Annotated in this window: 12 protein-coding genes and 1 tRNA gene; 6 read left to right on the top strand and 7 right to left on the bottom strand. The window is 61.9% G+C overall.

Going from position 1 to position 13643, the window contains the following annotated elements; all coding sequences use genetic code 11:
- The first annotated feature begins 59 nt into the window (after positions 1-59).
- Positions 60-1151: an NADH:flavin oxidoreductase/NADH oxidase gene (locus J2D77_RS01470; protein WP_207844387.1), complete on the top strand. Its 1092-nt coding sequence runs from the start codon at positions 60-62 to the stop codon at positions 1149-1151.
- Positions 1152-1302: 151 nt separating this feature from the next.
- On the opposite strand, the gene panB is transcribed toward J2D77_RS01470, so the two are convergent.
- The gene (gene panB, locus J2D77_RS01465; RefSeq protein WP_207844385.1) at positions 1303-2121 is read right to left on the bottom strand and encodes a 3-methyl-2-oxobutanoate hydroxymethyltransferase; all 819 of its coding nucleotides are present in this window, start codon (positions 2119-2121) and stop codon (positions 1303-1305) included.
- Positions 2122-2340: 219 nt separating this feature from the next.
- Between panB and J2D77_RS01460 the strand changes: the two genes are divergently transcribed.
- Both J2D77_RS01460 and J2D77_RS01455 read left to right on the top strand, forming a co-directional pair.
- A tRNA-Tyr gene (locus J2D77_RS01460) sits at positions 2341-2426 on the top strand.
- 495 nt (positions 2427-2921) lie between these two features.
- Positions 2922-3284: a hypothetical protein gene (locus tag J2D77_RS01455; RefSeq protein WP_207844383.1), complete on the top strand. Its 363-nt coding sequence runs from the start codon at positions 2922-2924 to the stop codon at positions 3282-3284.
- A gap of 72 nt (positions 3285-3356) precedes the next feature.
- Here the strand turns inward: J2D77_RS01455 and J2D77_RS01450 are convergent, their stop codons facing one another.
- On the bottom strand, positions 3357-4298 hold the full coding sequence (locus J2D77_RS01450; RefSeq protein WP_207844380.1) for a glycosyltransferase: 942 nt from the start codon (positions 4296-4298) through the stop codon (positions 3357-3359).
- Between the two features lie 12 nt (positions 4299-4310).
- Positions 4311-6245 carry a DUF4422 domain-containing protein gene (locus J2D77_RS01445; RefSeq protein ID WP_207844379.1) on the bottom strand — a complete coding sequence of 645 codons (1935 nt, stop codon included), beginning with the start codon at positions 6243-6245 and terminating at the stop codon, positions 4311-4313.
- 268 nt (positions 6246-6513) lie between these two features.
- On the opposite strand from J2D77_RS01445, the gene J2D77_RS01440 reads away from it, so the two are divergent.
- Positions 6514-7104, top strand: a complete 591-nt coding sequence (locus J2D77_RS01440; RefSeq protein WP_207844377.1) for a cytochrome b — start codon at positions 6514-6516, stop codon at positions 7102-7104.
- Positions 7105-7190: 86 nt separating this feature from the next.
- On the opposite strand, the gene J2D77_RS01435 is transcribed toward J2D77_RS01440, so the two are convergent.
- From J2D77_RS01435 to J2D77_RS01425, 3 genes are read right to left on the bottom strand one after another with little or no spacing between them, the layout of a single operon-like run.
- Positions 7191-8078 carry an S-methyl-5'-thioadenosine phosphorylase gene (locus J2D77_RS01435; protein WP_207844375.1) on the bottom strand — a complete coding sequence of 296 codons (888 nt, stop codon included), beginning with the start codon at positions 8076-8078 and terminating at the stop codon, positions 7191-7193.
- A complete protein-coding gene (locus tag J2D77_RS01430; RefSeq protein WP_230975390.1) occupies positions 8065-8886 on the bottom strand; it encodes a cytochrome c1 in 822 nt (273 codons plus the stop codon). Before J2D77_RS01430 ends, J2D77_RS01435 begins: the two co-directional genes overlap by 14 nt.
- On the bottom strand, positions 8883-10247 hold the full coding sequence (locus tag J2D77_RS01425; RefSeq protein WP_269142507.1) for a cytochrome b: 1365 nt from the start codon (positions 10245-10247) through the stop codon (positions 8883-8885). The genes J2D77_RS01430 and J2D77_RS01425 overlap by 4 nt, the downstream gene beginning before the upstream one ends.
- Before the next feature lie 237 nt (positions 10248-10484).
- Here J2D77_RS01425 and hemF point away from each other — a divergent pair, with 237 nt between their 5' ends.
- Together hemF and J2D77_RS01415 are read left to right on the top strand one after the other, a co-directional pair.
- Positions 10485-11399 (top strand): oxygen-dependent coproporphyrinogen oxidase, encoded by a 915-nt coding sequence (gene hemF, locus J2D77_RS01420; RefSeq protein WP_207844373.1) that lies wholly within the window; start codon positions 10485-10487, stop codon positions 11397-11399.
- 71 nt (positions 11400-11470) lie between these two features.
- Positions 11471-12664: a hypothetical protein gene (locus J2D77_RS01415; protein ID WP_207844371.1), complete on the top strand. Its 1194-nt coding sequence runs from the start codon at positions 11471-11473 to the stop codon at positions 12662-12664.
- 134 nt (positions 12665-12798) lie between these two features.
- Here the strand turns inward: J2D77_RS01415 and J2D77_RS01410 are convergent, their stop codons facing one another.
- Complete coding sequence (locus J2D77_RS01410; RefSeq protein ID WP_207844369.1) at positions 12799-13530, bottom strand: Smr/MutS family protein; 732 nt, start codon at positions 13528-13530, stop codon at positions 12799-12801.
- Between the last annotated feature and the right edge of the window lie 113 nt (positions 13531-13643).

Below are 13643 nucleotides of genomic sequence, written 5' to 3'. Positions count from 1 at the left end.
TAGTTCGATTAATATCGAACTATTGGGTGGGAACGGCCCGCCGTGAACAGGACATGACCATGCCAGCTTTATTCGATTCTTACACGCTCAAGGATGTCACCCTGCGCAACCGCATTGCCGTGGGGCCCATGTGCCAGTACATGGCCCAGGATGGCGTGCCCAATGACTGGCATGATGTGCATTATGCCTCCCTCGCGCGGGGTGGAGCCGGACTGGTCACGATGGAAGCCACCGCCGTTTCCCCCGAAGGACGCATAACGCCCGGCTGCCTGGGCCTGTGGAACGACACGCAGGCCGCAGCCTTCGCGCCCATAGTTGCCGCCATGCGCAAGGCCGGCGCCGTGCCGGGTATCCAGATCGCCCATGCCGGGCGCAAGGCCAGCGCCAACGTGCCGTGGGAAGGCGACGACCATATCCCCGCCACGGACCCGCGTGGCTGGCAGACCATAGCCCCCTCCGCCATCGCCTTTGGCGAGAATTTGCCGCGTGAACCCCAGGCCATGACGCTTGATGACATCGCCCGCGTGAAGGCGGATTACGTGCGGGCCGCCGAACGGGCACGCGACCTGGGCTTTGGCTGGCTGATGCTGCATTTCGCCCATGGGTATCTGGCGCAAAGCTTCTGGTCCACGCATTCGAACCAGCGCACGGACAGCTATGGCGGCTCGACCGAGAACAGGGGCCGCTTCCTGCTGGAAACGCTGGCCGCCGTGCGCGCTGTCTGGCCCGAAAACCGCCCGCTGAGCGTGCGTTTCGGCGTGATCGAGTTTGACGGCCGGGATGAGGAAACCCTGGTGGAGTCCATCGACCTCGTTCGTAAAATGAAAGCGGGCGGGCTGGATTTCATCGATGTCAGCATCGGGTTTTCGACCCCTGCGGCCACCATCCCCTGGGGGCCTGCCTTCATGGCGCCCTATGCGCACCGTGTGCGGCAGGAGGCGGACATTCCGGTCAGCACGTCATGGTATATCAGCGAAGGGCGGCAGGCCGATGCCCTGATCCGCAATAATATCCTGGACATCGCAACCCTTGCGCGCCCGTTCCTGGCCAATCCGCACTGGCCGCTTGAAGCATCCCGCGCGCTACGGGCCAAGAATACGGAAACGCTGCTGCCCCCACCTTATGGCTGGTGGCTGGCCCGTTACCAGTAAGCGGCCCCTGCCCTCTACCTGTGCCCACTGCCACTGCCCCGGCCCGCTGCCCGCACCACAGGGGGCTCAGGCGACCTATGCCGGGCACACTGCCCTGCGGCCCGTGTCATCCGCACGGGCCGCAACAGGCCATAACAGGCAAGCTTGCAATTCAGGGTGTCTCGGTCAGGCCCACGCATTCCTCGGGCCCGGGAAAGCTGTGCGAGCGTACGGCCTGCGCATAGGCGGCAACGGCCCGGTCCACCTCCTGCCCGAGATTGGCGAAGCGCCGCACGAAACGGGGCGTGAAATCGGGAAACAGCCCCAGCATATCCTCCGTCACCAGAACCTGCCCCCCGCAGGCGGGGGATGCACCAATGCCGATGGTCGGGATGGACAGTTTTTCGGAAATGGCGCGGGCTACAGGCTCCATCGTGCTCTCGATCACCACCGCGAAGGCCCCCGCCTGTTCCACAGCCACGGCGTCCTCCATGATCTGGGTGGCCTCCGCCCCCCTGCCCACGGTGCGAAAACCCCCATGCGCATGCACCGCCTGCGGCTTGAGGCCGATATGCCCGATAACGGGAATACCGCGCTGGACCAGGAAGGCAATGGTGTCTGCCATTTCACGCCCGCCTTCAAGCTTGACGCACCCCGCCCCGGTCCTGGCCATGATATCGGCGGCCACCCGAAAGGCCTGCTGCGGGCTTTCCTGGTAACTGCCAAAGGGCAGGTCCACCGCGACACAGGCCTTCTGGCTGCCCCGCACCACCGCCTGGCCGTGGGCTGCCATCATTTCCGGCGTGACGGCCAGGGTTGAGTCCATGCCATAGACAACCATGCCCAGCGAATCCCCCACCAGAAGCAGGTCGCAATGCGGGTCCAGCAGACGGGCCATGGGAGTGGTATAGGCCGTCAGCGCCACAATGGGGGTCTGGAGTGTGACCAGGGAACGGGGCGTGTGGCGCCGGGTTGTCTGATGTTTGCTCAAGATCGTTTTTCCTGTTTTTTGACATGAAACCGCAAACTGCCGCAGCATTCTCCCGAACGGTCCGGGCTGTCCACCCCCGGGGTCCAAAAACCCGCACCCCGAACGCCCGTGCCCGTGCATTCGATACCCGCCACGGGCGCTGCAAAGGGCGTTGCAAAGAATGTCGCGAAGGCCATTGACAACGTATTCAGCAGGTTATAGGTCTTGCCCCACCACGATGGAGGGGTGCCCGAGTGGCTAAAGGGGGCGGACTGTAAATCCGCTGGCGTACGCCTACGTTGGTTCGAATCCAACCCCCTCCACCAATCCTGGAAAAATCCGACAATTCAATCATCTGGGCGACAATCCGCCGTCCTGTCCGCTTGGTATTCGCAGCCCCGGATGTCCTGCGCCTGTCGCGCCGGTACCGTCTGGCCTGCCCGATACGCAACGGGCCGGCAACACGTTCCGGCAGCGAACCGGGCTGCAGGAGGGGCGCCGGGGCGCAGCGTAAAATTGCATAGATGGTAAATTGCGTATTACTCACGCGTCCGCTACAAGAAAACGAACAAAACCGGTATTTTAAAAGGTAGCTAAAATCATTTAACTGCCGTAATTTCCGCCTGAGGTGGATTACAGCGCGTGTTATCAAAAGTGTCAGAATTGCAGAACAGGCCCATAGGCAAGGGCAAGGATAGGCCCGGAACAATGGCTATTTGGCTAAGAAACATAACAAGCACACGATAATGAAATTATTATCTAAAATAATTAGATTTTTTGCGGTGCTCTTCGATACTGTTGTATCAAGAATTGAATATCTTATGTTTGGCGTTGCGACGAGCCCGTTTGTTATCAAGCCGCCACGCTCCAGTATCTCATTAGTCGTGAGCGAACTGATCCGGGAAGAGCCCAACCAGCAGCTTCGCTACAGTTATTGTATTTTTTCAGTAGAACCCAAGGCCCTTGAAGATTATTGCGTAAAATATTTCTATAACGCCACCCTGCTCCAGTGCAAAAGAAACCTGGTGATCGAAGATGGGGACCTGATTATTCTCTTCAACATGGATGAAGTCCTTGGCAAGACCGATCCCACCAGTTACCAGGCCATGTTGTCTGTCAAAGTCGCCATCCATAACGTGATGAAGAAAAATTATCTCGGCCAATACAAGATTTTGCGCCTTTGAGTGTTCTTTCCGCGCTCCGGCCCTAACGGGTCTGGCAACTGCGCGAAAACCGCCCCCTACCGGGCAGGTCTTTCAGTTCCCGCATAAAAGCAGGATGTCCGCATGGCTTTTGGAAAGATCCAGACGATAGCCATCGCACAGGGCGGACATGACAAGCCGCGCACCATTTTTCTGCCTCAGGAACCGAGCATGAGCGAGCAGAATCTTGAGGACGAGGACAATCTGGAAAAGGCAAAAAAACCGGCCGCTGAAATACCTGTAAAAAATCATCTGGTTCCTGATCAGATAATACAGCCGCCAATGAACCTGCGTTGTGAACGGACGTGCCGCGACATCGTGCTGAAATTTCACCAGCGGCGCAAAAAAACTGCCATATCCGGCCTGGTGACATAAAAATGTGAACAATGTATCGTCACAATAAATAAACATTCTGCAATCTGGAAGAAGACCTGTTTCTTTCAGCATGGATCTTTTCAAAAAAGCTCCCACAAAAGAACTGTAGGAAATTTCCTTTATTTCTGTTCCTCGGTACGCCGCATCATCTAGACCGAAACTGCGTTTTTTATTCTTCAAGAAACTCCAAAAAGATTTCCAGTCGTCAAATGGGCTCAGGCCCGGCCGGTTCATTTGTGGAATTTGCCCCCCCGGAAGATACACGGCAGCCGCAATAAGGCCTACGGTGCCACCAGCCTCGATCTGACGAAATTGCGCTAGGGCGTCGGCTTCGGGCCATGCGTCATCATCGAAGCAGGCAATCCAGTCCACGCCCTCAAGGTCGCGGGCGTAAGCCAGGCCATGCGCGAAGCCACCGGCCCCCCCCAGGTTGACGCCGGCCTTCAGGACCGTAAGCCGCCTGTCCTCCAGCTGATCGAGCCAGCTTGCCGTTCCGTCTTGGCTGGCATTATCCACCACGATGACACGACAGAAATCCTGCGCGAGTGTGGCGGCCAGGCTGACTTTGAGTTTTTCCAGTCTGTTATAGGTTACAAGCAGCGCGGCAATTTGCTGTGCCATGGCAAGAACCCCCTAGATCTTTTTTTTCAGGGCCTGGGCAAGCGGCCACAGACGGGTACGCAGCCCTAGCGGCAATCTGCGCCACACCATTCTGGCTGCCCGCAGCATCCGTCCGCCTGACGGAGCGGGCATTACGGCACGCCCATGCGCCTGCCCCCCCCAGCAGACTTGTTCGTACCAGACTGTCTGGCGCAGGAAATACCAGTAAAACTGGGCCAGGGGGGCGGCGGCATTATTCCACGGCTTTGCATCCTGCCCGGCGTAATGAACAATTTTCGGCACCTGAATATCTTCAAGCGCCTTTTCACGCCAGTTCTGGTCAAGCCCGGGCAGAATGGCTGCGACAGTGCTGATGCAGTTCCACGCGGTATCCAGGAGCTTGACATGCCCCTGGAGGTATTTATTCAGCACATCCTGGTCCAGAAACCAGTATTGATTGGACCGCAAATCCGCTAGCGCGCGCGGCGCAATACCAAGATCCCGAAAACGGTCGAGATCGAAAACCAGAACACCAGCCTGGAAATAATCCCTGCCGTCCTCGCGCAGGCCCAGTCTTTCGCGAACATAACGGCCGGCGGGCAGCGCTTCATTGAAGGCCAGAACGTTTCTCTTGATAAAACTCTTCATGATCAGGTCTGGAGCGGCCGCAACACAGGCCCCGCCGAGATCAAGGTCCCACAAGCGGGAAATATCGGCCAGAACAATGGTATCGCAGTCAAGATAAAGCACACGGCTGTGCCGGGGCAGGATATCGCCCAGCGCTATCCTGAAGAATGTCGCGACCGAAAAATGCATGTGTACGGCGATCTCGCGATACATCGCACTACAGTCAAGAAAACGCAGCCGCGCGACGGATGACACACCCCGCGTTTGCACAAAAAGGGCGTTCCTGTTGGTTTTGGTTATCCCGCCGTCGAGGATGAGAATTTCAACGCCCCGATCCGGGGCAAGGGAATGCGTTATGGATTGAATAAGGGCCGCCAGATGGGGAACGAAATTATCATCGGCGGCGATAACGACGGTTATGATATCCTGCCCATCCAGGGGCATGAGCTGCGGAACATTCCCGGACATGGCGTCACTTCCTTGCGTGGCGGCAACGCCCGAGACCGGGGTTGACTGAAAAAATACACGGTCCAGTTCCAGTATTTTCAGACCTCTGTCAATTTCCCCGATCAGGAAAACGCTCAGGAGCCGTTCTGCCAGATAACCGAAGACGCGCCTGGCCTGGGGGCCATAATTGCTGCGATCGTGGCGCCGTTCCACCGCGAACAATATCGAAAACAGCCAGGCGCAGTATCGATCAAATATTTCCCGGCGGAAGATGAACATATTGGTAAAATAGCCGCTCTGGTCCGCCATATACCGATCGAACGCCCCCAGGTAATCCGGATGGCGTTCCGCGATGACCTGCCGCGTCAGTTCCAGATCAGCCGCGTGGTGATAAGGAGCCTCGCCATAATGGGCACGAATTGTCGCATATCCCGCAGAACGCACCGACCACTTGCGTGGCAGGATGGCATCCACCCCTGGGTTGCTTTCCAGGCAAGCCAGAACCTGCGCCGCATTCAACCCGAAACTGGCGCGCGTGGCATCGTTCAGTTCCGCAACGGGGATACACCCATATCGATCCAGTTTCCGGCCGGTCTGCCGAAAATCAAACAACCGGCGATAATGCATGACCCCCAGCCAGTCGGACGGAGGAGCGTTTTTCCACATCCAGTATATGGCGCTCAGTTCACAATATTCGCGGTTTTTTGCCGAAATATTATCACCCGTATCATCCCCCGCGAAGGGCAGGAGCCGATCGGTCAGCGCCCTGCCGACATGGAGGGGAACGAACACTTCGTCGGAAAAGAAATACCCGGCACCGTGATGGCACATATACAGACGCACGACGGCATGGCTGACGTCTTCCGGTGCGGATGCGGGCCTCTGGTCATGCATGTCTCAACTTTCGGGCAATGCGGTCTAGACGGTCTGGCGGGGCCCTTTTTGGCACCAGACGCGTTATACGGCCATAATACAGAATTTCGCCACCCTCTACGCTCTGCCGCCCGCAGGTCTTATGGTGCTGACATGCTCCGGCGCAGGTCGTGCGACAAGCGACATGCTCAACGCCATTCCGACGCCATATCCCTGGCAGGGACTAACGCCGCGAAAAAAATATTGCTAACGTGAAACTTCTGTCCCATCGCGCAACGGAGCCTGACCGGTGCCTCTTTCCCCGACCGCCGACGCTACCTTATCGCCCACGGCCCCCTCTGCCCCGCCGGCCGAACGCTATGACAGCCTGACCATCCTGCTGCACTGGCTGACGGCGGGGCTTGTGTTCGCACTGTTCGGGCTGGGGGAGACATGGGACCTGGTGCAGCACCCGACCCACCACATCATGGTGGTGGCGCATATGACGGCGGGGCTGGCGCTGGTGGCGGTCCTTGCGGTGCGCATAGGCTGGCGGCTGACGAAAGGGCGCAAATTCGCATCCTCCGGTTCGGCCATGGCCACGCGCCTGGGCCACTGCATGGATTACACGCTCTACGCGCTGCTGGTGGCCGAGGCCTGCCTGGGCTTTGCGTGGCGTTGGGGGGCTGGCCGCACGTTGAGCTTTTTCACGCTCCAGCTTGGCTCGCCCTTTGCCCCTGCATCCCATGATACGGTGCTGCTGTTCAAACAGTTGCACTACTGGACTGCGTGGCTGATCATCGGGCTGGCCCTGACACACGCCGCCGCCGCGATTTTTCACGCCGTCATCCTGCGGGACAATGTGCTTGAACGCATGCGGCCCGCGCGCCCAGACCGCTGACACACAGGGAACGCCGCCTTTTTGAAAAAAGGCGACGCCCCGAAACTTTCAGCTTTTTACTAATCGGCCGGTCTGAACCGGCCTTATTACAGAATGCGACCGGCGATGGTTTTCAGCTTGCTGATCAACGCCGGGTCACGGGCGTCGGGTGCGGTGATGATCGCGTGTTCCAGCGCGCGGTCGCATCCGGCATGGCAGACAGGCCGGTTTTTTGCGCCCAATGCGGGAATGACAGCCTTGACCAGCGCCTTCGCCCTGGCGGAATTGGCCTGCATGGTCTTGATGACGCTGTCCACCGTCACATTGTCATGCTCGGTATGCCAGCAGTCGTAATCGGTCACCATGGCCACGGTCGCGTAGCAGATCTCCGCCTCACGGGCCAGGCTGGCTTCGGGCATGTTGGTCATGCCGATGACCGAACAGCCCCAGGTGCGGTACAGCTCGCTTTCCGCGCGGGTGGAAAACTGCGGGCCTTCCATGACCAGGTAGGTGCCGCGCCGGGCCGCGTCTATGCCCAGACGGGCGGCCTGTGCCTCCAGCACGTCGCCCACGCGCGAACACAGCGGATCGGCCATGGAGATATGGGCCACACAGCCGGTGTCGAAAAAGCTCTTGTCCCGCGCGATGGTGCGGTCGATGAACTGGTCGATAATGACGAAACGCCCGGGGGGCAGTTCTTCCTTGAGCGACCCCACGGCGGACAGCGAGACGATATCGGTCACACCCGATATTTTCAGCGCCGCGATATTGGCGCGATAGTTCAGCCGTGAAGGCGGGATGGGGTGCCCCCGTCCATGGCGCGGCAGGAACACGCAGCGCACGCCGTCAAGCCGCCCGAACAGAAGCTGGTCGGACGGGCTGCCCCAGGGGGTCTCGACCGTGCGCCATTCCTTGTCTTCCAGACCGTCTATGTCGTACAGGCCCGAACCGCCGATAAGGCCTATGACGGGTTCCACGGCTTCATTTTCTGACATCTGACCAGATTCTCCGCTTTAAGATCACAAACAGCAGGGCAAGAAAGCACAAATACAGCGCCGCACCCACCCCCACCCTGCGCCGCATGTCCTGGTGGGGGGCGGAAACCCATGCCAGGAACGTCGTCACGTCGCGCGCCTGCTGCTGCACGGTGGGCTGGGTGCCATCGGCATAATGGACAGCGCCGTCATGCAGGGGGGGCGGCATGGCCGTGCTGTGCCCGATGGCATAGGGGTTGGCGAAGTCGTGCCCGGTTTGCGGCGTGCCTGGCGCATATCCTGTCAGCAAGGCATAGATACGGTCGGCCCCACCAGGGTAGACGGTCACGATTCTCGACAGGTCGGGCGGCACAACCCCGCCATTGGCGGCCTTGGCGGCGGCGGGGCCCCAATAGGGGGATGCCAGCGCATCGTCCGGCCTGCCGTTGCGGCGCTGAAGCTGGCCTTGCGCGTTGGGCCCGTCGGGCACCTGCCAGGCGGCGGCCAGGGCCAGCACGTCTTCCGCCTTCAGGCCCATGCCCGTCAGATCGGAAAAATGCACCTGTGCGAGCCCGTGGCAGGAAGCGCAGACACCCGCGAACACGGCATAGCCCCGCTGCACCGACGCCAGATCGAACTGGCCCAGCGCACCATTGAAGGACCAGGCCTGCGCGGGCGCGTGGCGGGGCTTGAGCGTATCATCCGCCGCGCGTGCCGTGGGGGCCGTGGCCACCGCAAGGGCGCAGGCGATCCATGCCGCGCGAACGGGCCTGCGCCCAGACCGCGCATGGTTTTTCTGCCGGGTGATGGAAGGGGCCATATTCTTCATGGACGGGCCTTTCCCGCCCGGCCGCGCAAGGGCAGGAACACCAGGAAATACGCATAATACGCCACAATGGCCCCCCGCCCTGCCAGCAGCCACCCGCCTTGCGCATGGTGCCGCCCGGCAGAGGCCGCAACCACGGCAGCCCCCACCAGTATGACCAGCGCCAGCAGGGGCAGGACGGAACGGACCACCAGCCCGCCACCACCAGCCCCGCTGCCATGTCGGACAGCCAGTTCCGTGTTCGAAGCACCGGCAGGCCCATGGGCCTGCCCCTGCTCGGCCGCGGTATTGCGCCCCTTCTCGTGTCCGCTGGCGCGCCCCCTGTCCAATCCCTTGTCGAGCCACGGCACCGCGAACAGGACCGCGACAGCCCCGCCGGACAGCAGCACGCCGCCAAGCTTGAAGGGCACGACCTGCATCATGCCGTAAAAGGGCAGGAAGTACCATTCAGGCTCGATATCGGTAGGAGTGTGCAGCGGGTTGGCAGGGCGATAATTGGCGGGCTCGGTAATCAGCCCGGGCCAGAAACACATGACCAGCACGAAGGCCAGCGCGAACACCAGAACGGCCAGTATGTCACGCACCGTGAAATACGGGTAAAAGGGCAGAAACCCGCGCGGGGGAACGACCCTGCCCGACGGGCTTGAACTGCCACGTGCATGCACAAGGGCCACATGCAGCCCCACAACACCCACGATAAGGAAAGCCAGGCTGAAATGCAGCGTGAACATGCGGTGCAGCGTGGGCGTGCCCGGCATTTCTCCCCCCAGGAAGATCCGCTCGGCCAGGGGGCCCACGACCGGGATGCTCCCCACCGCCTTGCCCGCGACATCTGCCCCCCAATAGGACATCTGCCCCCATGGCAGCACATACCCCGCGAAGGCGGTGATCATCAGCAGGGCCAGCAGGGTGCACCCGCTCAGCCACACCGCCCGCCGAGGTTCGAGGTAGGAGCGGTAATACAACCCGCGCAGAATATGCCCGTACAAGGCCGCCATGCAGAAGGACGCCCCGGTCATATGCATGGCCCGCAGCAGCCAGCCCGAAGGCAGGCGGCGTTCCAATGCCTCGACAGAAGTAAAGGCAAGCCCCGCATCGGGCGTATAGGCCAGCGAAAGGGTCAGCCCGGTCAGCACCATCAGCCCCAGCACCGCAACCAGCATGGCCCCGATGGTCCAGAACCAGTTCAGATCGGCAGGGAGCGGCAGGCGCGCATAATCGCGTACGAAATCCACGGCACCGTGCACCCCGGCCCGGGCTTTGACCCCCGTTCCGGCCCCGACGCTGGCACCGTTACTGGCGCCCGCACTGGCCGAGCGGTCGCCCTTTTCCATATCCTGGCAGGATGGTACGCCACCAGCCATGTTGCCTTCTCCCCCCGCGTCTGCCACACCATGCCGGGCATGGCTACGGTTTAACGGCGAACGGGATGGTCTTGCAATGACCCGCAGGCAAAGCATTTTCGCAAGCCCCACTGCCCGGGCCCGTCCTGTGGCCCGCATTGCGGCCCCTGGTCCCGTCCGCGCCCTGCCCAGCCAAGGCCCCGGCCAAGGTGCCGCACGCCCTATTGATGGACTGTCCGAACAGAAGAGCCGCCGCCCATGACATCGACCAAGCCTGCCTCCGTTCCCGCCCATGACCGGCTGAAAGAGGCCGCCCGCCAGTGGTTCGAGGAACTGCGCGACCGGATCTGCGCCGCCTTCGAACAGATCGAGACAGACGCGCAGAACCTCGACAGCCCCACCCTGCCCGGCCACGAAGCCCCCGGCCGGTTCGAACGCAAGGCATGGCAGCGCGCCAATGAAGACGGCAGCCCCGGCGGTGGCGGGGTGATGAGCGTCATGCGGGGGCGGGTCTTTGAAAAAGTGGGGGTGAATGTCTCCACGGTGGAAGGCACGTTCGGGGCGGATTTTGCAGCCACCATTCCCGGTGCCGCCGAAAACCCGCATTTTTTCGCAACCGGTATCAGCCTGGTGGCGCATCTGTGCAGCCCGCTGGTGCCGGCAGCCCATTTCAACACCCGCATGATCGTGACAACGCAGGGCTGGTTCGGCGGCGGCGGCGATATTACCCCCATGTTCCCCGCAAGCGAGCAGGCGCGCGAGGACGCAGCCGTATTCCATGCCGCCTTCGAACAGGCCTGCGCACGGCACGACCCGGAATATTATCCGCGCTTCAAGGACTGGTGCGACCGGTATTTCCACCTGCCCCACCGCAACGAACCCCGCGGCCTGGGCGGCATTTTCTATGACCGGCTCGATACGGGCGACACGGATGCCGACTTCGCTTTCACCAAGGATGTGGGGCTGGCCTTTCTGGAAAGCTATCCGCAGATTGTGCGCAGGCGCATGATGCAGGGCTGGACCCCAGAACAGCGCGAAGCCCAGCTTGTCCGGCGCGGGCGCTACGTGGAATTCAACCTCCTGCACGACCGGGGCACGCTGTTCGGCCTGAAGACCGGCGGGCATACCGAAGCCATTTTGATGAGCATGCCGCCCGAGGTGAAATGGCCGTGATAAAACGGTCGTGATTCTGCCACCAATCTGTCGTAGCATCCGCCAGCCGATCAGCAGAGGAACCACAACGCTTGCCCGACCCTGACGAGACCCGCCGTCTTTCACGCCACCGTACTGCACGCCCACGCGCCTTCACACGCCGCGTGTTTGTAGCCGGCTCGGCAGCAGGCATTGTCGCGGCAGGGGTGGCGCGGTCGCAGGATACGGCAGCAGCCGACGCCACAGACGTTCTGGCCGCCGATACCGTACCCGCAGATCCTTCAGCCGGGGCCCTCCTTCCGGGCGCGGGCGGGGGGCGGCTGGTCGTTGCAGGAACCGCGGACACGCCAAGCGGCAAATGGGCCACCCTGCTGGCCCCGCTGCTGGCGCGTACGCTGATCCGCCCCGCCTTCAGCCTTGAAACCACCACCGGGTGGGACGGCGTGACCGGCGCCAACCTGTTCGACGCCCAGCAGCAGGGCACCAACGCCCCGGCAGCCCTGATGGCGCCGGGCACCACCATGCTGACATCCATGACCGGCGACATGCGCGTTCATTACGATTACCAGCGCTGGATGCCGGTCTTTATCGCCTGCCAGCCCACGGTTACGGTGGGGCGCGTGGCCCTGCACCGGTCCCTGGGGTCCATTCTGGGCAACCAGCAGACCAAGGTAGCCGTTCTCGGCCCCGCGGGCCCCGAACTGCCCACCCTGCTGGCCTTCGACCTGCTGGGCCTGCGCCCGCTCCCCATCAGCGGCTATGGAACGCCCGAGGCCGCCATGGCCGCCCTGCGCGCGGGCAATGTCAACGCCATCCAGTTACCACTCGACGCAGCCTTCGCCGGCAGGATCGCGGGCCTGCGCAATGACGGTTTCGTGCCCCTGTTCGTGAACACCACCACCCCGCTGCGCGGCGAAGCCGTGCAGGACCTGCCCGATTTCATGAGCGTGCTGCGCCAGGAACGCCCCAAGGCGGCCCTGGCCCCGCTGGCCGCCACCTGGCATGCGGTGGCCGCCGCCGCCAGCGTGAAAACGGCCCTGCTGCTGCCCCTGCTGACCACACCCGCCTCTGTCGCGCGCTGGCGCCACGCGGCGGAAACATGTGCCGCAAGCCCCACGGTCCGCCAGGAAGCAGCCGATAACCGTGACATGCTGATAAGCGGTGCGGAATGCATGTCCTTTTATATGGCGCTCATGCCCGATGTGAATGTCATTCTGGGCCTGCGGCGCTGGCTGGCGCTCAACCTGCCCCGCTGGCGCGACGGTGCCAATCCCGGCAAACCCTGAGAACGGACCGAAAATTCCTGAAAATTTTTTGGTGAAGCTTTTTCCCACAAGCTTCAGGACCGTCATCTTTTTGAAAAAAGGCGACGCCCAAAAACTTTTATCATTTTTATCAATGTCCTGGGAAATAACGGGCTTCAGCTTTTCCTGCGGCGCAGCAGCACCCTGACCGATCCCCTGTTGCCCGCATGGGGATAGGACAGGCCCAGAATCCGGCGGCGTATTTCGGGGCGGTCGAGCCAGTGCGGCAGTTCGCGGCGCAGAATGCCGCCCTCCTGCCCGGTGCCCAGCCCGGTAATGATCTCCACACAGCGCACGTCGCGCCGGGTCGCCACATCCATGAATTCCATCAGCCGGCGAAAAGCGTCCTGGGCGACCATGCCGTGCAGGTCCAGCCGCAGTTCCACCCGCATGCCACCATCTGAAAAGCGCCGCCAGCTATAGTCATCCACACCGGGCTGGCGTCGGCCTATGGCCTGGGCGGCATTGGGCGCACGGATAATGCTGACGGGTGCGGCAGCCTTTGCCCGGCCCGGAAATGCGGGGTCCGGCGCAGGTGATGGCTCGCCCCCCTGAACAGTTCCTTGAATGCCCCCGTCAATACCCATGTAGTCAGCCATGGTCTGCGCACCGGCATCCCCCGCCTGAAGGCCGGCCTGTGCCCCCGCACCATCCCCCATCGGCGCCGCGGACAGACGCGCGCGTTTCTTTCCCGCAGGGGTAACAGGTTGGGGCGTCGGATCGGTGGAGGGAAGCGGCGTTTCACCATTGGGGGGCACGCTTGGGGCCACGCGCAGGGGCGAGACATCGCGCACGACCAATGCCCAGAGCGCTTTTTCTTCATCCCTGAAATGCCGCCTCCTGGTCACCGCCGCTCCGTTCACCTGCCTGCTGCCTGCCCCATGACGATCACGAACAGTGCCATTACGGGCCCGTCACGAACGGCAACGGCCCGGCAGCCAGTTTATCACTCGCTACCGGG

Source organism: Acetobacter garciniae, assembly GCF_017377735.1.
Lineage (GTDB): Bacteria > Pseudomonadota > Alphaproteobacteria > Acetobacterales > Acetobacteraceae > Acetobacter > Acetobacter garciniae.
The sequence above is the reverse complement of the archived record's forward strand: the minus strand, read 5'-3'. Positions and strand labels throughout refer to the sequence as shown.